23 protein-coding genes are annotated in these 24,282 nt (G+C 59.0%); 22 read left to right on the top strand and 1 reads right to left on the bottom strand.

The window, feature by feature from the left end; genetic code table 11:
• Positions 1-31 precede the first annotated feature (31 nt).
• From mnmG to F8N66_RS27280, 21 genes are all read left to right on the top strand, one after another.
• Positions 32-1,924, top strand: a complete 1,893-nt coding sequence (gene mnmG, locus F8N66_RS27380) for a tRNA uridine-5-carboxymethylaminomethyl(34) synthesis enzyme MnmG (RefSeq protein WP_150773098.1) — start codon at positions 32-34, stop codon at positions 1,922-1,924.
• Positions 1,921-2,565 (top strand): 16S rRNA (guanine(527)-N(7))-methyltransferase RsmG, encoded by a 645-nt coding sequence (gene rsmG / locus F8N66_RS27375; protein WP_150773097.1) that lies wholly within the window; start codon positions 1,921-1,923, stop codon positions 2,563-2,565. The genes mnmG and rsmG overlap by 4 nt, the downstream gene beginning before the upstream one ends.
• Positions 2,566-2,583: 18 nt before the next feature.
• The gene (locus F8N66_RS27370) at positions 2,584-3,381 is read left to right on the top strand and encodes a ParA family protein (RefSeq protein WP_150773096.1); all 798 of its coding nucleotides are present in this window, start codon (positions 2,584-2,586) and stop codon (positions 3,379-3,381) included.
• Positions 3,382-3,390: 9 nt separating this feature from the next.
• Entirely contained in the window at positions 3,391-4,263 is an 873-nt protein-coding gene (locus F8N66_RS27365) for a ParB/RepB/Spo0J family partition protein (protein ID WP_150773095.1), read from the top strand.
• 148 nt (positions 4,264-4,411) lie between these two features.
• On the top strand, positions 4,412-4,819 hold the full coding sequence (locus F8N66_RS27360; RefSeq protein WP_150773094.1) for a F0F1 ATP synthase subunit I: 408 nt from the start codon (positions 4,412-4,414) through the stop codon (positions 4,817-4,819).
• Between the two features lie 16 nt (positions 4,820-4,835).
• The gene (atpB, locus tag F8N66_RS27355) at positions 4,836-5,705 is read left to right on the top strand and encodes a F0F1 ATP synthase subunit A (RefSeq protein WP_150773093.1); all 870 of its coding nucleotides are present in this window, start codon (positions 4,836-4,838) and stop codon (positions 5,703-5,705) included.
• Between the two features lie 134 nt (positions 5,706-5,839).
• The gene (atpE, locus tag F8N66_RS27350) at positions 5,840-6,097 is read left to right on the top strand and encodes a F0F1 ATP synthase subunit C (protein WP_003097235.1); all 258 of its coding nucleotides are present in this window, start codon (positions 5,840-5,842) and stop codon (positions 6,095-6,097) included.
• A 58-nt stretch (positions 6,098-6,155) separates the two neighbouring features.
• Positions 6,156-6,626 (top strand): F0F1 ATP synthase subunit B, encoded by a 471-nt coding sequence (locus F8N66_RS27345; protein WP_095194535.1) that lies wholly within the window; start codon positions 6,156-6,158, stop codon positions 6,624-6,626.
• A gap of 12 nt (positions 6,627-6,638) precedes the next feature.
• On the top strand, positions 6,639-7,175 hold the full coding sequence (locus tag F8N66_RS27340; RefSeq protein WP_008045680.1) for a F0F1 ATP synthase subunit delta: 537 nt from the start codon (positions 6,639-6,641) through the stop codon (positions 7,173-7,175).
• A gap of 21 nt (positions 7,176-7,196) precedes the next feature.
• Complete coding sequence (gene atpA, locus F8N66_RS27335) at positions 7,197-8,741, top strand: F0F1 ATP synthase subunit alpha (RefSeq protein WP_150773092.1); 1,545 nt, start codon at positions 7,197-7,199, stop codon at positions 8,739-8,741.
• Positions 8,742-8,791: 50 nt separating this feature from the next.
• Positions 8,792-9,652, top strand: a complete 861-nt coding sequence (gene atpG, locus F8N66_RS27330) for a F0F1 ATP synthase subunit gamma (RefSeq protein WP_137805869.1) — start codon at positions 8,792-8,794, stop codon at positions 9,650-9,652.
• 27 nt (positions 9,653-9,679) lie between these two features.
• Positions 9,680-11,056 (top strand): F0F1 ATP synthase subunit beta, encoded by a 1,377-nt coding sequence (gene atpD / locus F8N66_RS27325; protein ID WP_095194539.1) that lies wholly within the window; start codon positions 9,680-9,682, stop codon positions 11,054-11,056.
• A gap of 45 nt (positions 11,057-11,101) precedes the next feature.
• Entirely contained in the window at positions 11,102-11,527 is a 426-nt protein-coding gene (locus tag F8N66_RS27320) for a F0F1 ATP synthase subunit epsilon (RefSeq protein WP_007969909.1), read from the top strand.
• 112 nt (positions 11,528-11,639) lie between these two features.
• On the top strand, positions 11,640-13,007 hold the full coding sequence (gene glmU / locus F8N66_RS27315) for a bifunctional UDP-N-acetylglucosamine diphosphorylase/glucosamine-1-phosphate N-acetyltransferase GlmU (protein ID WP_150773091.1): 1,368 nt from the start codon (positions 11,640-11,642) through the stop codon (positions 13,005-13,007).
• Between the two features lie 204 nt (positions 13,008-13,211).
• Complete coding sequence (locus tag F8N66_RS27310) at positions 13,212-13,988, top strand: DeoR/GlpR family DNA-binding transcription regulator (RefSeq protein ID WP_150773090.1); 777 nt, start codon at positions 13,212-13,214, stop codon at positions 13,986-13,988.
• Position 13,989: 1 nt separating this feature from the next.
• On the top strand, positions 13,990-15,822 hold the full coding sequence (gene glmS / locus F8N66_RS27305) for a glutamine--fructose-6-phosphate transaminase (isomerizing) (RefSeq protein WP_150773089.1): 1,833 nt from the start codon (positions 13,990-13,992) through the stop codon (positions 15,820-15,822).
• 82 nt (positions 15,823-15,904) lie between these two features.
• Positions 15,905-16,807 carry a LysR family transcriptional regulator gene (locus tag F8N66_RS27300; protein WP_150773088.1) on the top strand — a complete coding sequence of 301 codons (903 nt, stop codon included), beginning with the start codon at positions 15,905-15,907 and terminating at the stop codon, positions 16,805-16,807.
• 130 nt (positions 16,808-16,937) lie between these two features.
• A complete protein-coding gene (locus F8N66_RS27295) occupies positions 16,938-17,564 on the top strand; it encodes a glutathione S-transferase family protein (protein WP_150773087.1) in 627 nt (208 codons plus the stop codon).
• A gap of 63 nt (positions 17,565-17,627) precedes the next feature.
• Positions 17,628-19,658, top strand: a complete 2,031-nt coding sequence (locus F8N66_RS27290) for a pyridoxamine 5'-phosphate oxidase family protein (RefSeq protein ID WP_150773086.1) — start codon at positions 17,628-17,630, stop codon at positions 19,656-19,658.
• A 27-nt stretch (positions 19,659-19,685) separates the two neighbouring features.
• Positions 19,686-20,879 (top strand): DUF3142 domain-containing protein, encoded by a 1,194-nt coding sequence (locus F8N66_RS27285; protein ID WP_150773085.1) that lies wholly within the window; start codon positions 19,686-19,688, stop codon positions 20,877-20,879.
• On the top strand, positions 20,866-22,980 hold the full coding sequence (locus F8N66_RS27280; RefSeq protein ID WP_150773084.1) for a hypothetical protein: 2,115 nt from the start codon (positions 20,866-20,868) through the stop codon (positions 22,978-22,980). The genes F8N66_RS27285 and F8N66_RS27280 overlap by 14 nt, the downstream gene beginning before the upstream one ends.
• 3 nt (positions 22,981-22,983) lie before the next feature.
• Here F8N66_RS27280 and F8N66_RS27275 read toward each other — a convergent pair whose 3' ends face one another.
• Positions 22,984-23,613, bottom strand: a complete 630-nt coding sequence (locus F8N66_RS27275) for a LysE family translocator (protein ID WP_150773083.1) — start codon at positions 23,611-23,613, stop codon at positions 22,984-22,986.
• Positions 23,614-23,758: 145 nt separating this feature from the next.
• On the opposite strand from F8N66_RS27275, the gene F8N66_RS27270 reads away from it, so the two are divergent.
• Positions 23,759-24,232, top strand: coding sequence for an Lrp/AsnC family transcriptional regulator (locus F8N66_RS27270; protein WP_150773082.1), 474 nt, complete (start codon positions 23,759-23,761; stop codon positions 24,230-24,232).
• Positions 24,233-24,282: the final 50 nt, after the last annotated feature.

Genomic DNA, 24,282 nt, shown 5'->3' with positions numbered 1-24,282 from the left:
ATTACCTACTTAAGCAGGCACGAGGTGCGTGGTGGATTTCCCTTCCCGTTTTGAAGTGATCGTCATCGGCGGCGGTCATGCCGGTACCGAGGCAGCACTGGCCTCAGCACGTATGGGGGTGAAAACCCTGTTGCTGACGCATAACGTGGAAACCCTCGGTGCGATGAGTTGCAACCCCGCGATCGGCGGGATCGGTAAGAGCCATCTGGTGAAAGAAATCGATGCCCTTGGCGGCGCGATGGCCATGGCTACCGATAAAGGTGGTATTCAATTTCGCGTATTGAACAGCCGCAAAGGCCCAGCCGTACGTGCAACCCGCGCTCAGGCAGACCGGGTTCTGTACAAGGCGGCTGTCCGCGAAATTCTCGAAAACCAGCCGAACCTGTGGATATTTCAACAGGCCGCCGATGATCTGATCGTTGAACAGGATCAGGTACGGGGTGTGGTCACCCAAATGGGTCTGCGTTTTCTTGCCGATTCGGTGGTGTTGACCACAGGCACCTTCCTTGGTGGACTTATCCACATCGGCATGCAGAATTTTTCCGGCGGTCGTGCCGGTGATCCACCTTCGATTGCCCTGGCACAGCGTTTACGTGAGTTGCCACTTCGTGTCGGTCGACTTAAAACCGGTACGCCGCCGCGTATTGATGCCCGGTCTGTGGATTTCTCGGTGATGACCGAGCAGGCAGGCGATACGCCGATTCCGGTGATGTCGTTCATGGGCTCCAAAGAGCAGCATCCACGGCAGATCAGTTGCTGGATTACGCATACCAACGCCCGGACGCATGAAATCATCGCGGCCAACCTTGATCGTTCGCCGATGTATTCCGGTGTGATCGAAGGCATTGGCCCCCGCTACTGTCCTTCGATCGAAGACAAGATCCATCGCTTTGCCGACAAGGAAAGTCATCAGGTCTTCATCGAACCGGAAGGCCTGACGACCAACGAGCTGTACCCGAACGGGATATCCACATCGCTGCCGTTCGATGTGCAATTGCAGATCGTGCAATCGATCCGCGGCATGGAAAACGCGCACATCGTTCGTCCGGGTTACGCCATCGAATACGATTATTTCGATCCTCGGGATCTGAAGTACAGCCTGGAAACCAAAGTGATCGGCGGCCTGTTCTTCGCCGGCCAGATCAACGGCACCACCGGTTACGAAGAAGCCGGCGCCCAGGGTTTGCTGGCCGGAACCAATGCCGCGCTGCGTGCACAAGGCAAAGACGCCTGGTGCCCGCGTCGCGACGAGGCGTATATCGGGGTGTTGGTTGACGACCTGATTACCCTTGGTACCCAAGAGCCGTACCGCATGTTCACTTCCCGCGCCGAGTACCGCCTGATTCTGCGCGAAGACAACGCCGACCTTCGTCTGACCGAAAAAGGTCGTGAACTGGGTCTGGTCGATGACGAGCGTTGGGCTGCGTTCAGTAAAAAACGCGAAAGTATCGCGCTGGAAGAACAGCGCCTGAAAAGCACCTGGGTTCGTCCAGGCACGGTGCAGGGCGATGCGATTGCCGAGAAGTTCGGCACGCCGCTGACCCACGAATACAATCTGCTCAACCTCTTGAGCCGTCCGGAAATCGACTACGCTGGTCTGATCGCCGTAACAGGTGAAGGCGCAGAAGATCCACAGGTCGCCGAGCAGGTCGAGATCAAGACCAAGTACGCGGGTTACATTGATCGTCAACAGGATGAAATCGCTCGGCTGCGCGCCAGCGAAGACACGAAACTGCCTGTGGATATCGATTACACGAACATTTCCGGTCTCTCCAAAGAGATCCAGAGCAAGCTCGGAGCGACCCGTCCAGAAACCCTGGGCCAGGCGTCGCGTATCCCGGGCGTCACCCCGGCAGCCATTTCGCTGTTGATGATTCATTTGAAAAAACGCGGCGCGGGCCGTCAGTTGGAGCAAAGCGCTTGAGTTCGTTGGTCACCTCGCAACATGCCGAAGAGTTATCCACAGGCGCTCGTCAACTCGGTGTCGATCTGACGGAAACCCAGCACGCACAGCTGCTGGGTTACCTGGCCCTGTTGATCAAATGGAACAAGGCTTACAACCTGACCGCCGTGCGGGATCCGGACGAAATGGTGTCACGGCATTTGCTCGATAGTCTGAGTGTGATGTCGTTCATCGAAAACGGTCGGTGGCTGGACGTCGGCAGCGGCGGCGGCATGCCAGGTATTCCCCTGGCCATCCTGTTTCCCGAGTCGCAAGTCACCTGTCTGGACAGCAACGGCAAGAAAACCCGCTTCCTGACCCAGGTCAAACTCGAACTCAAGCTGGATAACCTGCAAGTTATCCACAGTCGCGTCGAAGCGTTCCAGCCTGCCCAGCCGTTCAACGGGATTATTTCCCGTGCGTTCAGCAGCATGGAGAACTTCACCAACTGGACCCGCCATCTCGGTGATACCGATACGCGTTGGCTGGCAATGAAGGGCGTTCATCCCGCCGACGAACTGGTAGCATTGCCGACAGACTTCCACCTCGATAGCGAACACGCCTTGGCCGTACCCGGTTGCCAAGGCCAACGCCATCTGCTGATACTGCGCCGCACGGCATGATTGGGAACACAAGCAAGAATGGCTAAGGTATTCGCGATAGCGAACCAAAAGGGTGGTGTGGGCAAGACCACCACCTGCATCAACCTCGCAGCATCCCTCGTCGCGACCAAGCGCCGGGTGTTGTTGATCGATCTCGATCCACAGGGCAACGCCACCATGGGTAGCGGTGTGGATAAACACGGCCTGGAAAACTCGGTTTATGACCTGCTGATCGGCGAATGCGATCTGGCCCAGGCCATGCACTACTCCGAGCACGGTGGTTACCAACTGTTGCCGGCCAACCGCGACCTGACCGCCGCCGAAGTGGTGCTGCTGGAAATGCAGATGAAGGAGAGCCGCCTGCGCAGCGCGTTGGCGCCCATCCGTGAAAACTACGATTACATTTTGATCGACTGTCCACCGTCACTTTCGATGCTGACGCTGAACGCATTGGTCGCCGCAGACGGGGTCATTATCCCCATGCAGTGCGAGTACTTCGCGCTCGAAGGTCTGAGTGACCTTGTGGATAACATCAAGCGCATCGCCGAATTGCTGAACCCCAATCTCAAGGTCGAAGGCTTGTTGCGGACGATGTACGACCCGCGCCTGAGCCTGATGAACGACGTGTCGGCGCAGCTCAAGGAGCACTTCGGCGAGCAGCTCTACGACACCGTCATTCCGCGCAACATCAGACTGGCCGAAGCCCCGAGCTACGGTATGCCGGCGCTGGCGTACGACAAAGCATCGCGCGGCGCCGTTGCCTACCTGGCTCTGGCGGGCGAAATGGTTCGTCGTCAGCGCAAAAACTCACGCATCGCCGCCGCTCAGGCAACTTAAGGAATCCCCATGGCCGTCAAGAAACGAGGTCTCGGACGTGGACTGGATGCACTGCTGAGTGGTCCGACTGTCAGCTCGCTGGAAGAGCAGGCGGTACAAGCCGATCAGCGCGAGTTGCAACACTTGCCTCTGGATCTTATCCAGCGCGGCAAATACCAGCCGCGCCGGGACATGGATCCCCAGGCACTGGAAGAGCTGGCGCAGTCGATCAAGGCCCAGGGTGTCATGCAACCCATTGTGGTGCGTCCGATCGGCAGTGGTCGTTTCGAAATCATCGCCGGCGAACGCCGCTGGCGCGCCAGCCAGCAAGCCGGCCAGGAAACCATCCCGGCGATGGTTCGCGATGTGCCGGATGAAACCGCAATCGCCATGGCGTTGATCGAGAACATCCAGCGCGAAGACCTCAACCCGATCGAAGAAGCGGTCGCGCTGCAGCGTCTACAGCACGAATTCCAGCTGACCCAGCAACAAGTGGCCGAGGCGGTGGGTAAATCCCGGGTGACCGTGGCCAACCTGTTGCGCCTGATCTCGCTGCCCGAAGTCATCAAGACCATGCTGTCCCACGGCGACCTGGAAATGGGTCATGCCCGTGCATTGCTCGGTTTGCCGGACAATCAACAGGTTGAAGGGGCGCGACATGTTGTCGCACGTGGGCTGACCGTGCGCCAAACCGAGGCACTGGTACGCCAGTGGTTGAGCGGCAAACCGGAGCCCGTGGAACCTGCAAAACCGGACCCGGATATCGCCCGGTTGGAGCAGCGTCTGGCCGAGCGCCTAGGCTCTGCGGTGCAGATTCGCCACGGTAAGAAGGGAAAAGGCCAGTTGGTAATTGGTTACAATTCCCTGGATGAGCTTCAAGGCGTGCTCGCTCATATCCGCTGAAACATTTCCTCATGTAGCGCGCAGTCGGAAATCACTACCTGACAGTTGAATAGGGGCAGAACCGCCCCTATACTCTGCGCGCATTTTGTCGGCACAAATTATGCCAAGTTATTGAATTTCGGCAGCCGACCATTGGAGAGCAATAGTGATGGAAACCCGCACGCCAAACCGCTTGCCCTTCCATCGCCTGGCAGTTTTTCCGGTGTTAATGGCTCAATTTGTCATTTTGCTCATGGCCGCTTTGGCGCTCTGGCATTGGTATGGAGTCGTTGCCGGGTACTCGGGACTTTGCGGAGGCCTGATAGCCTTGCTGCCCAATGTTTATTTCGCTCACAGGGCTTTTCGGTTTTCCGGCGCCCGAGCAGCTCAAGCCATCGTCCGGTCTTTTTATGCCGGTGAGGCGGGCAAATTGATTTTGACGGCAGTGCTGTTTGCACTGGTGTTTGCAGGTGTGAAGCCACTGGCGCCGATTGCAGTATTCGGTGCCTTCGTGCTGACTCAGTCGGTCAGCTGGTTCGCTCCCCTGCTGATGAGAACAAGACTTTCGAGACCTTAGGGCGTTTGAGGCAACCATGGCAGAAACAACCGCTTCGGGCTATATCCAGCACCACTTGCAGAACCTGACTTTCGGTCAGCACCCTACCGGCGGCTGGGGCTTTGCCCACACCGCAGCAGAAGCCAAGGAAATGGGCTTCTGGGCTTTCCACGTCGATACCCTCGGCTGGTCGGTCGCATTGGGTCTGATCTTCGTGCTTCTTTTCCGCATGGCGGCAAAGAAGGCGACTTCCGGTCAGCCAGGTGCTTTGCAGAACTTCGTTGAAGTATTGGTCGAATTCGTCGATGGCAGCGTGAAAGACAGCTTCCATGGCCGTAGCCCGGTGATTGCACCGCTGGCACTGACCATCTTCGTCTGGGTGTTCCTGATGAACGCCGTCGACCTGGTACCGGTCGACTGGATTCCTCAGCTGGCCATCCTGATCTCCGGTGACCATCACATCCCGTTCCGCGCCGTGTCGACCACCGACCCGAACGCGACCCTGGGCATGGCGTTCTCGGTTTTCGCACTGATCATTTTCTATAGCATCAAGGTCAAGGGCCTCGGCGGTTTCATCGGCGAGCTGACCCTGCACCCGTTCGGCAGCAAGAACATCTTCGTTCAAGCCCTGCTGATCCCGGTGAACTTCCTGCTGGAATTCGTGACCCTGATCGCCAAGCCGATCTCCCTGGCCCTGCGTCTGTTCGGCAACATGTATGCCGGCGAGCTGGTATTCATTCTGATCGCTGTGATGTTCGGCAGCGGTCTGCTCTGGCTCAGCGGCCTGGGCATCGTCCTGCAGTGGGCGTGGGCAGTGTTCCACATCCTGATCATCACCCTGCAGGCATTTATCTTCATGATGCTGACCATCGTCTACCTGTCGATGGCGCACGAAGAAAACCATTAAGACCAGTCTCGACTAGTCTGATGTCCCTCCCGGTCAAACGGGAGGGGGCTCCTCACGGGGCACCATGAAACGATTTGTTTTACCGCTTTAATCTAAAAAACCTAAACCATACGACGTAAAAGTCGGGAGGAAAGATGGAAACTGTAGTTGGTCTAACCGCTATCGCTGTTGCACTGTTGATCGGCCTGGGCGCACTGGGTACCGCAATTGGTTTCGGCCTGCTGGGCGGCAAGTTCCTGGAAGGCGCAGCGCGTCAGCCAGAAATGGTTCCAATGCTGCAAGTTAAAATGTTCATCGTTGCCGGTCTGCTCGACGCCGTAACCATGATCGGTGTTGGTATCGCTCTGTTCTTCACCTTTGCGAACCCGTTCGTTGGTCAGATCGCTGGCTAATTACTCGGATCTTCCGAGTAATTTGATGTGATGGACAACGTTACTGCGAGGTGTTGGCGTGAACATTAATGCGACCCTGATTGGCCAGTCCGTTGCGTTCCTCATTTTTGTACTGTTCTGCATGAAGTTCGTATGGCCTCCGGTCATCGCGGCACTGCACGAACGTCAAAAGAAGATCGCGGATGGATTGGACGCTGCCAGCCGAGCAGCTCGCGACCTGGAGTTGGCCCAAGAGAAAGCGGGTCACCAACTGCGCGAAGCGAAAGCTCAGGCAGCTGAAATCATCGAGCAAGCCAAGAAGCGCGGTACCCAGATTGTCGACGAAGCCCGTGAACAGGCTCGCGTCGAAGCTGACCGTGTGAAGGCTCAGGCTCAGGCCGAGATCGAACAGGAACTGAACAGTGTCAAAGACGCGCTGCGCGCCCAAGTGGGTAGCCTGGCCGTTGACGGTGCTTCGAAGATCCTGGGCAAGTCAATCGATCAAAACGCGCACGCAGAGCTGGTTAACCAACTGGCTGCTGAAATCTAAGCGAGGGCGATCATGGCAGAACTGACCACGTTGGCCCGACCTTACGCTAAGGCGGCCTTCGAGCACGCTCAGGCCCACCAGCAACTGGCCAATTGGTCAGCCATGCTCGGCCTGGCTGCAGCGGTGTCGGAAGACGACACCATGCAGCGCGTGCTCAAGGCCCCGCGACTGACGAGCGCAGAAAAGGCCGCCACGTTCATTGACGTGTGCGGCGACAAGTTTGATGCCAAGGCACAGAACTTCATTCACGTCGTTGCCGAAAACGACCGTCTCCCGCTGTTGCCGGAGATTGCCGCTCTGTTCGACCTGTACAAGGCTGAACAAGAGAAGTCGGTAGACGTTGAAGTGACCAGTGCTTTTGCATTGAACCAAGAACAGCAAGACAAACTCGCCAAGGTTCTCAGTGCACGACTCAACCGGGAAGTGCGCCTGCAAGTTGCGGAGGACGCTGCCCTTATTGGTGGTGTCGTCATCCGCGCCGGCGACCTGGTTATCGATGGCTCGATTCGCGGCAAAATCGCGAAACTTGCCGAAGCATTGAAATCTTGAGTTTGAAGGGGCAGCAGAGCAATGCAGCAACTCAATCCTTCCGAAATAAGTGAAATTATCAAGGGCCGCATCGACAAGCTCGATGTGACCTCCCAAGCCCGTAACGAAGGCACTGTCGTCAGCGTATCTGACGGCATCGTGCGGATTCACGGTCTGGCCGACGTCATGTACGGCGAGATGATCGAGTTTCCGGGCGGCGTCTACGGTATGGCCCTCAACCTGGAGCAAGACTCTGTAGGTGCCGTTGTTTTGGGCGCATACCAGACTCTGGCTGAAGGCATGAGCGCCAAGTGCACCGGCCGCATCCTCGAAGTTCCGGTTGGTAAGGAACTGCTGGGTCGCGTAGTCGACGCACTGGGTAACCCTGTTGACGGCAAAGGTCCACTGGGCAACACCGAGACCGACGCGGTCGAGAAAGTTGCTCCAGGCGTGATCTGGCGTAAGTCGGTAGACCAGCCTGTACAGACTGGCTACAAGGCTGTCGATGCCATGATCCCTGTCGGCCGTGGCCAGCGTGAGCTGATCATCGGTGACCGTCAGATCGGTAAAACCGCACTGGCCATCGACGCGATCATCAACCAGAAGAACAGCGGCATTTTCTGCGTCTACGTTGCCATCGGTCAGAAACAATCGACCATCGCCAACGTGGTTCGCAAGCTGGAAGAAAACGGCGCCCTGGCCAACACGATCATCGTGGCTGCCAGTGCTTCGGAATCTCCTGCGCTGCAATTCCTGGCACCGTACTCCGGTTGCACCATGGGTGAATTCTTCCGCGACCGCGGTGAAGACGCGCTGATCGTTTATGACGATCTGTCCAAGCAGGCAGTGGCTTACCGCCAGATCTCCCTGCTGCTGCGCCGTCCACCAGGCCGTGAAGCTTACCCAGGCGACGTGTTCTATCTCCACTCCCGTCTGCTGGAGCGCGCATCCCGCGTTTCGGAAGAGTACGTAGAGAAGTTCACCAACGGCGCAGTGACCGGCAAAACCGGTTCCCTGACCGCACTGCCGATCATCGAAACCCAGGCTGGCGACGTTTCCGCGTTCGTTCCGACCAACGTGATTTCCATCACCGACGGTCAGATCTTCCTGGAATCGGCCATGTTCAACTCGGGCATCCGCCCTGCAGTGAACGCCGGTGTTTCGGTATCCCGTGTGGGTGGTGCCGCTCAGACCAAGATCATCAAGAAGCTGTCCGGTGGTATCCGTACCGCTCTGGCTCAGTACCGTGAACTGGCGGCATTCGCCCAGTTCGCTTCTGACCTGGACGAAGCGACCCGTAAGCAACTTGAGCATGGTCAGCGCGTTACCGAGCTGATGAAGCAGAAGCAATACGCGCCAATGTCGATCGCCGACATGTCGCTGTCGCTGTATGCCGCTGAGCGTGGGTTCCTGACTGACGTTGAAATCGCCAAGATTGGCAGCTTCGAACAAGCGCTGATTGCTTACTTCAACCGCGATCACGCCGATTTGATGGCCAAGATCAACGTGAAGGGTGACTTCAACGACGAGATCGATGGCGGCCTGAAAGCCGGTATCGAGAAGTTCAAGGCCACCCAAACCTGGTAAGCCGCAGCGGGAGCCGCAAGGCTCCCGCTTGCTAACCTGATAGGTGTTACATGGCAGGCGCAAAAGAGATTCGCAGTAAGATTGCGAGCATCAAAAGCACGCAAAAAATTACCAGCGCCATGGAAAAAGTGGCGGTCAGCAAAATGCGCAAGGCACAAATGCGCATGGCTGCTAGCCGTCCTTATGCGGAGCGTATCCGCCAGGTAATTGGGCATCTGGCCAACGCCAACCCGGAATACCGCCATCCGTTCATGATCGACCGCGAAGTAAAGCGTGTCGGCTATGTCGTGGTGAGCAGTGACCGTGGTCTGTGCGGCGGCTTGAATACCAACCTGTTCAAGGCCCTGGTCAAGGACATGGCGGTAAACCGCGAAAACGGCGTCGAGATTGATCTGTGTGTGATTGGTAGCAAGGGTGCGGCTTTCTTCCGCAACTTCGGCGGTAACGTCGTTGCAGCTATCAGCCACCTGGGTGAAGAGCCGTCGATCAATGATCTGATCGGCAGCGTCAAGGTGATGCTGGATGCCTACCTGGACGGCCGTATTGACCGCCTGTCCGTGGTATCCAACAAGTTCGTCAACACCATGACGCAACAGCCTACCGTGGAGCAATTGGTTCCGCTGGTGGCAACCCCGGATCAAGAACTCAAGCACCACTGGGACTATCTCTACGAACCGGACGCCAAAGAGCTGCTTGACGGCCTGATGGTGCGTTACGTGGAGTCGCAGGTTTACCAGGCGGTGGTCGAGAACAACGCGGCTGAACAGGCTGCGCGGATGATCGCGATGAAGAACGCTACCGACAACGCCGGTGATTTGATCAGCGATTTGCAGCTGGTCTACAACAAGGCGCGTCAGGCTGCGATCACCCAAGAGATCTCGGAAATCGTTGGCGGCGCTGCCGCGGTTTAACGGTTCAAATATTCAGAGGATCCAGCTATGAGTAGCGGACGTATCGTTCAAATCATCGGCGCCGTTATCGACGTGGAATTTCCACGCGACAGCGTACCGAGCATCTACAACGCGCTGAAAGTACAAGGCGCGGAAACTACCCTGGAAGTTCAGCAGCAGCTGGGCGACGGCGTAGTTCGTACCATTGCGATGGGTTCCACCGAAGGCTTGAAGCGCGGTCTGGACGTTATCGACTCTGGCGCTGCCATCTCCGTACCGGTCGGTAAAGCGACCCTGGGCCGGATCATGGACGTACTGGGTAACCCGATTGACGAAGCTGGCCCGATCGACACCGAAGAGCGCTGGGGCATTCACCGTCCAGCACCTTCGTTTGCCGAGCAAGCTGGCGGCAACGACCTGCTGGAAACCGGCATCAAGGTTATCGACCTGGTTTGCCCGTTCGCCAAGGGCGGTAAAGTCGGTCTGTTCGGTGGTGCCGGTGTAGGCAAAACCGTAAACATGATGGAACTGATCCGTAACATCGCCATCGAGCACAGCGGTTATTCCGTGTTCGCCGGTGTGGGTGAGCGTACTCGTGAGGGTAACGACTTCTACCACGAGATGAAGGACTCCAACGTTCTGGACAAAGTGGCACTGGTTTACGGTCAGATGAACGAGCCGCCGGGAAACCGTCTGCGCGTAGCCCTGACCGGCCTGACCATGGCCGAGAAGTTCCGTGACGAAGGTAACGACGTTCTGCTGTTCGTCGACAACATCTATCGTTACACCCTGGCCGGTACTGAAGTATCCGCATTGCTGGGCCGTATGCCTTCCGCAGTAGGTTACCAGCCGACCCTGGCTGAAGAGATGGGCGTGCTGCAAGAGCGCATCACTTCGACCAAGCAAGGTTCGATTACGTCGATCCAGGCCGTATACGTACCAGCGGACGACTTGACTGACCCGTCGCCAGCGACCACCTTCGCCCACTTGGACGCCACCGTCGTTCTGTCCCGTGACATCGCTTCCCTGGGTATCTACCCAGCGGTAGACCCACTGGACTCGACTTCGCGTCAGCTGGACCCGAACGTGATCGGCAACGACCACTACGAAACCGCTCGCGGTGTTCAGTACGTGCTGCAGCGTTACAAAGAACTGAAGGACATCATTGCGATTCTGGGTATGGACGAGCTGTCGGAAGCCGACAAGCAGTTGGTAAACCGTGCTCGTAAGATCCAGCGTTTCTTGTCGCAGCCGTTCTTCGTGGCTGAAGTCTTCACCGGTGCATCGGGTAAATACGTTTCCCTGAAAGACACCATTGCTGGCTTCAAAGGCATCCTCAACGGTGACTACGACCACCTGCCAGAACAAGCGTTCTACATGGTTGGCGGCATCGAAGAAGCGATCGAGAAAGCCAAGAAACTGTAATCCCGGCGCCCGGCAACGGGCGCTAATTTAGGTTGAGGCAATCAGATGGCTATGACAGTCCATTGCGATATCGTCAGCGCGGAAGGAGAAATCTTTTCCGGTCTGGTCGAGATGGTGATTGCGCACGGTGCACTGGGTGATCTTGGTATCGCCCTGGGTCACGCGCCGCTGATCACTAATCTGAAGCCAGGTCCGATCCGCCTGGTCAAGCAGGGCGGGGAAGAGGAGGTGTATTACATCTCCGGTGGTTTCCTCGAGGTTCAGCCGAACATGGTCAAGGTTCTTGCCGACACCGTGCAACGAGCTGCCGACCTGGACGAAGCCTCCGCTCAGGAAGCCGTTAAGGCTGCCGAGAAGGCCTTGCATGAGCGGGGCGCGGAATTCGATTACGGTTCTGCTGCCGCACGTCTGGCCGAGGCTGCAGCTCAGCTGCGCACCGTCCAGCAGATCCGCAAGAAGTTCGGCCACTAAGGCTCGCTTATTGTGCGATTGATTAAAAAGGGTAGCCTCGGCTACCCTTTTTTATTTTCCGACGTTCACCACTTGGTCGCAGCCGCTGACCACCCAGGATTGGTAGCCAGTCATGTCTCTTGAAATCGTAATCCTCGCTGCTGGCCAAGGTACGCGCATGCGTTCCGCCTTGCCGAAAGTCTTGCACCCGATTGCCGGCAATTCGATGCTCGGCCATGTTATCCACAGCGCCCGACAACTCGATCCACAACGCATCCACGTGGTGATCGGCCACGGCGCCGATGTGGTTCGTGAAGGCCTGGCCGCTGATGATCTGAATTTCGTCCTGCAGGACAAACAGCTCGGCACCGGTCATGCCGTGGCCCAGGCGGTCCCATTCATCAAATCCGATACCGTGCTGATTCTCTACGGTGACGTACCCTTGATCGAAGTGGAAACCCTGCAACGCCTGCTCAAGCAAGTGGCGCCCAAGCAACTGGGCCTGCTGACGGTAGAGCTGGAAGACCCGACCGGCTACGGCCGAATCGTTCGGGATGCCGATGGCAAGGTCACCGCCATCGTCGAGCAGAAAGACGCCAACGAAGCCCAGCGTGCGATCACCGAAGGCAATACCGGTATTCTCGCGTTGCCTTTCGAAAGTCTTGGCGGATGGATGAGCCGTCTCTCCAACAACAATGCCCAGGGCGAGTATTACCTCACTGATGTGATCGCCATGGCAGTCAGCGACGGTCTGGTGGTGGCGACCGAGCAACCTCACGATGCCATGGAAGTGCAGGGTGCCAATGACCGCAAGCAACTGTCCGAGCTTGAGCGTCACTATCAATTGCGCGCCGGTCGCCGATTGATGGCCCAGGGCGTGACACTGCGCGATCCGGCGCGTTTCGACGTGCGCGGCGAAGTGACCGTCGGTCGTGATGTGCTGATCGATATCAACGTGATCCTTGAAGGCAAGGTCGTCATCGAAGACGACGTGGTGATCGGCCCGAACTGCGTGATCAAGGACAGCACCCTGCGCAAAGGCGTGGTGATCAAGGCGAACAGCCATATCGAAGGCGCGATTCTGGGTGAAGGCAGCGATGCCGGTCCGTTTGCCCGCTTGCGTCCGGGCACGGTGCTCGAAGCAAAAGCGCATGTGGGTAACTTCGTCGAGCTGAAAAACGCGCACCTGGGCGAAGGCGCCAAGGCCGGGCACTTGACTTACCTGGGCGATGCGGAAATTGGCGCTCGCACCAACATCGGCGCCGGCACCATCACCTGCAACTACGATGGCGCCAACAAGTGGAAAACCGTGCTGGGCAAGGATGTGTTCATCGGTTCCAACAACTCGTTGGTAGCGCCTGTGGATATCTCCGATGGGGCGACCACTGCGGCCGGTTCGACCATTACCCAGAATGTGGATAACGCACAATTGGCTGTGGGTAGAGCGCGGCAGAAGAACATCGATGGCTGGAAGCGGCCGGAGAAGATCAAGAAGAGCTGAGTTATCCACATATCCATGATCGGCTGAAGTTATTCACAGGCCGGTCCGTTGTATTCGCGGGCAAGCCTGATTCCTGATCTGTAAGGTTGAGGCTTGCCCGCGATGCATTTATCCACAGATCTTTTTATCGCCCTGCGCTTGACGAAGATTCGTCGATAGGTTTTGATTGCTTCCGTTATCTTTCGAATCGAAACTTACCAGCTCATGTCGAAGCGCAACACTCCTCAACGTCGTCACAACATCCTTGCCTTGCTCAATGAGCAGGGTGAAGTCAGTGTGGATGAACTGGCCAAGCGCTTCGAAACCTCTGAAGTTACGATTCGCAAGGATCTGGCGGCACTCGAAAGTAACGGTCTACTCCTGCGTCGTTATGGCGGCGCGATCACCATGCCTCAGGAACTGGTGGCCGACCTGAGCCAACCCGTCTCCCGGCACAAGCAAGCCATCGCCCGGGCTGCCGTGTCGCGGATTCGTGAACACGCGCGGATCATTATCGACAGTGGCAGTACCACTGCCGCGATGATTCCCGAACTCGGCCAACAACCGGGCCTGGTGGTGATGACCAATTCGCTGCATGTCGCCAATGCCTTGAGCGAACTCGAGCACGAACCGGTGCTACTCATGACCGGCGGAACCTGGGATCCGCATTCCGAGTCCTTTCAGGGGCAGGTTGCCGAACAGGTACTACGCTCTTACGACTTTGATCAGTTGTTCATCGGTGCCGATGGCATCGATCTGGTTCGCGGTACCACCACCTTCAATGAATTGCTGGGACTCAGCCGAGTCATGGCCGAGGTCGCACGCGAAGTGGTGGTGATGGTCGAGGCCGACAAAATCGGTCGCAAGATTCCAAACCTGGAACTGCCCTGGAGCAGCGTCCATACCCTTATTACGGATGATCGCCTGTCACTTGAGGCACGGGATCAGATTCAGGCCCGCGGTATCAATTTGATTTGCGCGGCAGTCAGTCAGGAGAAATAGCATGTGTGGAATTGTTGGCGCAGTCGCAGAACGTAACATTACCGCCATCCTGGTCGAAGGCCTGAAGCGCCTCGAATACCGTGGGTATGACAGCGCCGGTGTGGCGGTGTATACCAACGACGAAAAACTCGAACGCGTGCGTCGCCCAGGCAAAGTCAGCGAGCTGGAACAGGCCCTGGCTGAAGAAGCGCTGGTCGGTCGCCTGGGTATCGCCCACACCCGCTGGGCCACTCACGGTGCACCGTGCGAGCGCAATGCGCACCCGCATTTTTCCGGTGACCTGGCGGTGGTGCACAACGGCATCATTGAAAACCACGAAGCCCTGCGCGAACAACTCAAAGCCTTGGGTTATGTGTTCACTTCGGACACCGACACCGAAGTCATCGCCCACCTGCTGAATCACAAACTCAAGGATCAGCCTGATCTGACCGCAGCGCTCAAGGCGACCGTTAAAGAATTGCACGGTGCCTATGGCCTGGCGGTGATCAGTGCTCGGCAGCCCGACCGTCTGGTGGCGGCCCGCAGTGGCAGCCCTCTGGTCATTGGCCTGGGCCTGGGTGAAAACTTCCTGGCTTCCGACCAGTTGGCCCTGCGTCAGGTCACCGACCGTTTCATGTACCTGGAAGAAGGCGATATTGCTGAAATTCGTCGCGACAGCGTGCAGATCTGGGACGTTAAAGGCCAGGCCGTCGAGCGCGAAGCCGTGCAATATCGCGATGGCGCGGAAGCCGCCGATAAAGGCGAGTTCCGTCACTTCATGCTCAAGGAAATCCACGAGCAACCGTCCGTGGTGCAACGCACCCTGGAAGGTCGCCTGAGCCAGAACCAGGTGCTGGTACAAGCCTTCGGTCCACAGGCTGCCGAACTGTTTGCCAAAGTACGTAATGTGCAGATCGTCGCGTGCGGCACCAGCTATCACGCCGGCATGGTCGCGCGTTACTGGCTTGAAGAACTGGCCGGTATTCCGTGCCAGGTCGAAGTCGCCAGCGAGTTCCGCTACCGCAAGGTGGTGGTGCAGCCTGACACCCTGTTTGTCACCATTTCCCAGTCCGGGGAAACCGCCGACACCCTGGCGGCGCTGCGTAACGCCAAGGAGCTGGGTTTCCTCGCCAGCCTGGCGATTTGCAACGTCGGCATCAGCTCCCTGGTGCGTGAATCCGACCTGACGCTGTTGACCCAGGCCGGTCGCGAAATCGGCGTGGCGTCCACCAAGGCGTTCACCACGCAACTGGTCGGCCTGCTGTTGCTGACCCTGTCCCTGGGTCAGGTTCGCGGCACCTTGGCAAAAGGCGTTGAAGCCACCCTGGTCGAAGAACTGCGTCGCCTGCCGACCCGCTTGGGCGAGGCGCTGGCGATGGACAGCACAGTGGAAAAAATCGCCGAGCTGTTCGCCGAGAAAAACCACACCCTGTTCCTCGGCCGTGGCGCGCAATTCCCGGTGGCGATGGAAGGGGCCCTCAAGCTCAAGGAAATTTCCTACATCCACGCCGAAGCCTACCCGGCCGGCGAACTGAAACACGGCCCGCTGGCGCTTGTGGATAACGACATGCCCGTGGTTACCGTGGCGCCTAACAACGAACTGCTGGAGAAGTTGAAATCCAACCTCCAGGAAGTCCGCGCCCGGGGTGGCGAGCTGATCGTCTTCGCCGACGAGAAGGCCGGCATGACCAACGGTGAAGGCACGCACGTTGTGCACATGCCGCACATCCACGACATCCTGTCGCCGATCCTCTACACCATCCCGCTGCAATTGCTGTCGTACTACGTGGCCGTGCTTAAAGGCACCGACGTTGACCAGCCACGCAACCTGGCGAAATCGGTGACTGTGGAATAAGTTATCCACAGCTGATCGAACCCCTTAGAAATCGCAGCCCTTGGCTGCGATTTTTTTATTTGAATCGAGGATGTTGTTGCCCATGGACCGCTTCCAGGAAATGCAGGTCTTCGCTGCTGTTGCCCAGGACCAGGGTTTTTCGGCGGCTGCGCGGCGCTTGGGCATGTCCGCGGCCAGCGTCACCCGGGCGGTGGCTGCGCTGGAGAAGCGCATCGGTACGCATTTGCTCACGCGCACCACGCGCAGTGTGCACCTGAGCGAGGCGGGCCAGCGTTTTCTCGAAGACAGTCGCAGAATTCTCGCCGAAGTGCAGGAAGCCGAGGATTCCGCGGCCGGTAGTCATGCCCAACCCCGTGGACAACTGACGATTACCGCGCCGGTGTTGTTTGGTGAGTTGTTTGTTACACCGCTGATGGTGAGTTTTCTGACGCAGTTCCCGGACGTCACGATCAATGCGTTGCTGGTGGATCGCGTGGTCAGTGTGGTCGAGGAGGGCGTCGATGTGGCGGTACGCATCGGTGAATTACCCGATAGCAACCAGCATGCGATTCGGGTGGGGCAAGTGCGCCGGGTGATTGTTGCGTCACCGGATTTTCTGTCGCGCCAGGGTCGGCCAACACACCCGCAAGATCTGACCCAGGCGCCGGTCATTGCGACCTCTTCAATTGGCCAGCTGAAAAACTGGCCGTTTGTTGAGGGTGACGAGCCGCTGAGTGTGCGGCCCGAACCGCGCTTGGTAGTGACGGCGAACCAGGCCGCCATCACCGCGGCCGCCCTCGGCTTGGGGTATACCCGAGTGTTGTCTTATCAGGTGGCGAGCAGGATCGCTGCCGGGGAGCTGGAAATTGTCCTGGCGGATTACGAAGTGGCGCCACTGCCAATCCATGTGGTCTATCAGGGCGGGCGCAAGGCCCCGGCGCGGGTTCGCAGTTTTGTCGACTTCACGGTGAAGTCGCTCAGGGAACAGGCGGCCTTGCAGGGCTGATGGTTATTGCGCTGGCTGAAACAATGCATTCCGTTTGCTGGTTATTCTGTTGTTTTCGCGAGTGGTAGAAGATGGCTGCCATCGGTGCTGATCGCTCCCGACCAGCGCCACTCACCCGCGGAGTCGACCCATGCAAGCCATCAAACTCTACAACTTCCCTCGTTCCGGCCATGCTCACCGTGTGGAACTGATGCTCTCCCTGCTGAAACTGCCGACCGAGCTGATCCTGGTCGACCTGGCCAAGGGCGAGCATAAGAAACCGGAGTATCTGGCACTCAATGCATTCGGCCAGGTGCCGGTGCTGGATGATCAAGGCGTGGTGTTGGCGGACTCCAACGCCATCCTGGTTTACCTGGCGCAAAAATACGGTAACGGTCGTTGGCTGCCCGCCGATCCGGTCGGAGCGGCGAAAGTACAACGCTGGTTGTCCGTCGCCGCAGGTCCCATCGCCTTCGGTCCGGCCCGGGCACGATTGATCACGGTATTCGGTGCGCCCTATAACCCTGAGGAAGTGATCCCCTACGCACACACCGTGCTCAAGGTGATCGATCAGGAACTGGCCAATTCGACTTACCTGGCCGGCAGTGAGCCGACCATTGCCGATGTGGCCGCCTACAGTTACATCGCCCATGCGCCGGAAGGCAATGTGTCGCTGGACGACTACGCCAACATCCGCGCCTGGCTGGCACGGGTCGAAGCCTTGCCAGGTTTTGTCGCCATGCCGCGCACGGTCGCCGGTCTGCAAAAAACTGCCTGATGCTGCGGGCCCGATTGATTCGGGCCCTTCACGTTGCACCTTTGGTGCAGGGGAGAAACCGTAATGGATCGTTCACCGTGGCATGTCGGCGAGAAACAGTTGCAGGATCATGTGGGTGTTGGCGAGCGAATGGAAGTGCTGGGTCGTAGGGTGATTCGCAGCGAAATGCCGGATCAGCACCGTACCTTCTATCAGCAATTGCCTTTCATGCTGTACGGGGCGGTCGATGCAGAGGGTCGTCCGTGGGCCAGCGTGCTGGAGGGCGAACCGGGCTTCGCGCACTCGCCAGAGCCGGGTCTGTTGCAATTCAGTAGCCTGCCGGCGCATGACGATCCGGCGCAACTGAACGATGGCGCGGCCATCGGTTTGCTGGGCATTGAACTGCACACCCGACGCCGCAACCGGATCAACGGGCGGGTCGGTGGCCTGTCGCCCGGCGGCTTCGCCGTGACCGTGGATCAGTCCTATGGCAACTGCCCTCAATACATCCAATTGCGCCAGTTTCGTACGGTGCCCCTGGCGGACCCGGCGACGCGAATCCCCCAGTACCTCAACGAGCTGGATGATTCAGCCAAAGCTGTGATCGCGCAGGCTGATACCTTCTTTGTTGCCAGCTATGTGGACGTCGATGGCGAACGTTCGGTGGACGTTTCCCATCGCGGTGGCCAAGCCGGTTTCGTACAGGTGGAAGGGAATCGGCTGACCATTCCGGATTTCGCCGGCAATCTATTTTTCAACACCCTGGGCAACCTGATGGTCAATCCTCGGGCGGGGTTGTTGTTCATCGATTTCAATTCGGGTGACCTGCTGCAACTGAGCGGCCGCACCGAGATCATTCTTGAAGGGCCACAGGTTGAAGCATTTCAAGGGGCTGAACGCCTGTGGACGTTCCACGTGGAACATGTCGTCCGTCGTGCTGCTGCGCTTGCCTTGCGCTGGCGCTTCGACGGCGTGTCACCCACCAGTTTGCTGACGGGCACCTGGGCGCAAGCCAAGGCCCGGCTGCAAGCCAAAGCCTTAGGCGATCAGTGGCGGCCGCTGCGGGTGGCGCGCATCGAAGCGCAGAGCCACAACATCCGTTCGATTTACCTGGAACCTGCCGATGGTGCTGGTTTGCCATTGTTCCAGGCCGGGCAGCATTTACCCTTGAGGTTCAACATCGACGGCGAGGTGCATATCCGCACCTACAGCCTGTCGAGCGCGCCGTCCGACGATTTTTTCCGCATCAGCGTAAAGCGTGACGGAAGGGTGTCATCGCACCTGCATGAGCAGATTCGCGTGGGAGATCTGCTGGAAGCGCGTGCCCCCCAAGGGCATTTCACCGTGGCGCCCCATGAGCGTCGACCTTTGGTGCTGTTGGCCGCCGGGGTCGGCATTACGCCACTGTTGTCGATGCTGCGTGAGGTGGTTTACCAAGGGTTGCGTACCCGTCGTATCCGGCCGACGTTGTTTGTGCAAAGCTCGCGCACCTTGGCCGATCAGGTGTTCGTTCCTGAATTGAATCGGTTGCTCGAGGAGGCTGGTGACGCGGTCAGGGTGGTGCGCCTGCTCAGCCAACCGGAAGCGCACGCTCGGGAGGGCGAGGATTATGATGTGAGCGGGCGGATCGATGTGGCGCTGCTCAAAAACCTGATCGAGGCCGAGGATTACGACCAGGTCGACTTTGTCCTCTGCGGCCCGGGCAGTTTTACCCAGGGGCTATACGACAGCCTGCGGGAACTGGACATTCGTGATGCGCGGATTCACGGCGAGACTTTTGGCCCCTCTACCTTGCGCCGACGCCTGGACCCCGATGCGGTCGTGATGGAGCAACCCCCTGCCGCGACCACCTCGGTGCCGGTGGTGTTTGAGCGCTCGGCCAAGGAGGCGCGCTGGCAACCCGATGGCGGTACTCTGCTAGAGCTGGCGGAAAGCCGTGGCTTGCACCCCGAGTTCAGTTGCCGCGGTGGATCCTGCGGGACCTGCAAAACACGGTTGATCAGCGGCCAGGTCCATTATCCACAGCCACCGGCGGAAGTGCCGGATGAGGGACAGGTGCTGATCTGCTGTGCGATCCCGGCCCAGGGGGCGCAGCCTTTAGTGCTGGATCTGTAGCCGATCGGATTGACCTTATGGAGTTTTATGTATTGTTTCTTGCGCTTGGCGTTGCTGACGATGTTTACGCTGCTCAACGGCTGCGAACGACAAGACGCCCCCGCGCTTGATCAGCAGCTCTACGTCTGGCAACGGCAATGGACGCCGGCCCATGACGCCGCATTGAGGGACAGTCGCGCCGATTTCTCGACCTTGCGCGTGCTGGCCTTGCAGGCATTCCCGAAGATGGGCTGGCGTCGGACGCTGATTGATCCGGCGCTGCTCAAGGGTGATGGCCGGCCGTTGATAGCGGTGATCCGCCTCGATGGTCAACTCAAGTCACTGGGTCAGGACGATGTCACGACCCGGATTCAGCAAGTGATCAGTGATTGGCAGGCGCTGGGCCTGAGCCTGGCCGGCGTGGAAATCGACCACGATGCGGGTATTGCACGCCTGCCGGCTTATCGCGAATTTCTGACTCACTTGCGCACGGTTCTGCCAGGCACCTTGCCCTTGAGCATCACCGCGTTACCGGCCTGGCTCGACAGTCGCGAACTGCCTGCGCTGTTGGCCAGCGTCGACAGCAGTGTGTTGCAGGTTCATGCCGTGAGCGATCCCCGTCGCGGTCTGTTTGATCCGGATCAGGCCCGCCAGTGGGTGAAGGCCTGGAGTCGCATCACCACAAAACCCTTCTATCTGGCATTGCCGGCCTATGGCGTGGCGCTGTTGCCCAGCGCCAGCGGCGCGCCGATCGTGGAGAGTGAAGTCCCCCTGGAGCGTGAGGGCAAGCGTCAGGAGCTGTTGGCCGATCCGCGGTCATTGAACCGGCTCGGCGCGCAACTGCGTGCCGAGCCACCGGCGCATCTGGCCGGACTGATCTGGTTTCGCCTGCCGTTGGCCGACGATCGTCGTGCGTGGAGTCTGACGACTTTGCGCGCGGTGGCGCGTGGTGAGCGGTTGCACAGCAACTTGATGCTGAACCTGTCGGCCCGGCAGGGCCTTTACGACATCGGCATCCGAAACGAGGGCAACCTCGACAGCAGCTGGCCCGAGCGCCTGACGCTGGCGGTGCGAAATTGCGAAGGGGCCGATGCGCTGGCCGGCTATGCGTTGCAACAAAGCCCGGATCTGCTTACCTTCACCCGCCTGCGTGAAGGTCGGATAGCGGCCGGCGGACAGCGCGCCATCGGTTGGGCACGCTGCGCAAAAATTGATCAAGGAGAGTCGAATGTTCACCCGTAACTGGTCGCGCCACGTGCTGTGCCTGAGCCTCAGTCTGCCACTGGGTTCGGCGCTGGCGTGCGGGCCGGATTTTCCCATGCGGCTGCTGGACAATCGTGGCCAGTCGCTGGCGGAACTGCCGGAGGGCAACTTCAATTTCGAAGTCAGTCGTCTGGGGCACGCGATCACCGGGCTGAAGAACGTCAGTTCAACCGTCTACACCATGGACACGCCCGACTATCCAGAACTGCGTAGCCAGGCCGAGCTAGCCGGTTTGACCGCCGAGCAACAAGCGGTTGTGAAGCAGCTGCGTGCTCTGAGCGATGCCCGTCAGGTCGAAGCGCAAGGCGCGAGTCTGCCTGCCGAACTCAGGCTGTATCTGGCTGGCGCCGTGGCGTTTGCTGCCGATGATCTGGCTTTGGCGACAGAGTATTTTCACAAAGTGCTCGCGCTGCCCGCCGATCAGCGGGCGTTGCGCAGCACCTGGGCCGCCTATTCGTTGGGCCGCACATTGTTCGCCTTGAGCGCGCAAGCGGGCGCAACGCCGGACCTGCTGGCGCAGGCTGGCAAGGCCTTCGAGCAAACCCGGCAATTGAGCATCGACGGTTTCATTGATCCGCTGGAACTGGGCGTCGCCAGTCTCGGCGAAGAAGCACGCGTGGCGCGCACGGCGGGTGACTGGAACCGCGCCATCGAACTCTATGCCACGCAAAATCTCCACGGTTCGGCAGTGGGCTACACCTCATTGAAGCTGTTGATGGCGGATCTGGCGGCGATGCCTGACGCTCAACTGGCCGAATTGCTCAAGGGCAAACCGGTGCAGCAATTGGTCACGGCTTCTTTGATCAGCCGACTGGGTTGGTCATTCGGTGATCAGCCGCCCAATGAACAAAAACTGATCAAGCTCCTGCAAGGCAGCACACGCGGCAGTCTGGACAATGCCGATCGCCTGGCCGCGATGAATTATCAACAGGGTGACTACACCAGCGCGAAGGCCTTTCTCGAACACGCCGGCAATGGCGGCCTGGCCTGGTGGTTGCGGGCCAAACTGGCGGTGCGCGACGGTGATAAAAATGCGGCGGCGGCCGCGTATGCGAAAGCGGCCCAAGCCTTCCCGCAGACGGAATCCTGGGGTGAGCGGCGTACGCCGGACTGGGCATTCGAATCGCTCCAGCCCAAGTGTCGTGTCGAGGGTGAAAGCGCGATTTTGGCCCTGCAACGTGGGGATTACCTGCAAGCGTTCGATCAGCTTTATCGCAGCAAGGACATCTACTGGCTAGATGCGGCGACCGTGGCCGAACGGGTGTTGACGCTCGATGAGCTCAAGCATTACGTCGATACCCAGGTGCCGGCACCGCCTGCGCAAACTCAGCAGGAACGTGATGAATACGTGCCGTTGCCGGTGGCGACCAAATTGCGCAACTTGCTGGCGCGACGTTTATTGCGTGAAGAGCGTTACGACGAAGCACCGGCGTATTTCGACGATTTTGAGCTGCACCACAAGGCCAAGTGGTATGCGCAGTTGCGACATGACGCTGAGTCGAAATGGTGGCCGACCAAGCGGGCCTTCGCTTATTTCCATGCCGCACAGGTGGCCCGTTACGACGGAATGGAGTTGCTGGGCTACGAGATGTCGCCGGACTATGCGACCTTCGGCGGCAACTACAGTCTGGAAAGCACCGAGCTCAAGGTGGGACCGCTGGTTGCCGAAGGTGAAGTCCAGCGTCAGGCAGCGACAGTGGCACGGCCGGATGAGCGCTTCCATTATCGTTTTGTCGCCACCGCTTTGGCGAGCAAGGCGGCGGACCATTTGCCCCACAGCAGCCAGGCATTTGCCTCGGTGTTGTGCAAGGCGTCGATGTGGGGCACCAGTCTGGCGGAGCAAAGCGCGTTTTATCGGCGTTATGTCGAGGACGGACCCTATGTGGTGTGGGCCGGTGATTTTGGCCATCAGTGCCAGGATCCGGACTTCGATAGCGCCGATAAACGCTATCTCACCCAGGTCACCGACGCGGCTCGTGCGGCGCTGCGACCCTACAAGACGCCGCTGCAGATGGGTAGCGTACTGGCGTTTACGGCGGCGGCGCTGTTTCTGATCATTCGCCGCCGCAACGCCCGGTAAGGCTCAAGCCTGTTGCACAAAAGTCAACCGCACCGCGAAGCCGATCAACAGGCTGCCGAATAACCATTGCTGCAGGCGCTGGGCCGATGGACTGCGCTGCAACCATCGGCCGAGCGCGGCGCCGACCAGGGCGTATGCGCTGTCGAACAGAAAACCAACAACCACCAGTACCACACCGAGGGTGGCGAATTGCGCGAGCACCGGTCCTGTGTGTGGATCAATGAACTGCGGCAGCAGCACGGAGCAGAACAGCAGGGCCTTGGGGTTGAGCAGGTTGGTCAGCAAACCGCGCTGGATCGCTTCCCGGTAGCGGGGCTGTTCGCCGGTTGTGGTTGGGCTGTTCAGGTTGGGCAGCAGGGTGGTGCGCAGGCACTGGATGCCAATCCACAGCAGGTACGCGGCGCCGGCCAGGCGCACCACGTCGAAGGTCCAGGGCGCTGCCTTGAACAGCGCTGCCAGCCCCATTGCCGCCAATGCGACATGACAACCCCGGGCAATGGCCAGACCTGCGGCCGTCGCCAGCGCCGCGCCTTTACCCTGGCGGGCGCCGGTTTGCAGCAGCAGGATCATGTCCGGCCCCGGCAACAGATACACCACCGCCAGCGCCATGAAAAACAGCCAGAGTCCCGCCATGTTGCACCCCATTCGTTGTCGATTCGGTAGAGCCAGTCTAGGGCGCGAAGGCAGGGCAGGTGCTTGCGTAGTTTGCTTCTAATGCGGGGTCTATTGGCATAACCTGCTACTTAAATACCGATAAACCTCCAGGATCTGCCAAGCCATGAAACTCGATGCCTACGACCGCAAGATTCTCGCCGCGCTGCAACGGGACGGTCGCCTGAGCAATGTGCAACTGGCAGAAGAGATTGGCCTGTCGGCGTCACCTTGCTTGCGACGAGTGCGGATGCTGGAAGAGGCGGGGGTGATTCGTGGCTATCAGGCCAATCTGGATCGTGATGAGGTGGGGCTGGGTTTGACGGTGTTCGTCGGCGTCCGGGTCGAGCGCCATAACGATGAACAGGCCGAAGCCTTTCGCTTGGCGGTGACGGCGTTGCCCGAGGTGATTTCCGCGTTCCTGGTCTCCGGGGAATCGGATTTTCTGTTGCAGGTGGTGGTGCCGGACCTGCGTGCCTATGACCGCTTCCTGACCGGGTGTTTGCTCAAGTTGCCGGGGGTGAGTGATATCCGTAGCAACTTTGCGATTCACACGGTGAAGGCGCCGGGTGGATTGCCGTTGGGGCATTTGCCGCTTTAGACCGAGTCGCGCCATTCGCGAGCAAGCCCGCTCCCACACTGGTTTTGTGA

This window comes from Pseudomonas fluorescens (assembly GCF_902498195.1).
Taxonomy (GTDB): Bacteria; Pseudomonadota; Gammaproteobacteria; order Pseudomonadales; family Pseudomonadaceae; genus Aquipseudomonas; species Aquipseudomonas fluorescens_BU.
This window is presented reverse-complemented; position numbering and strand designations above follow the sequence as displayed.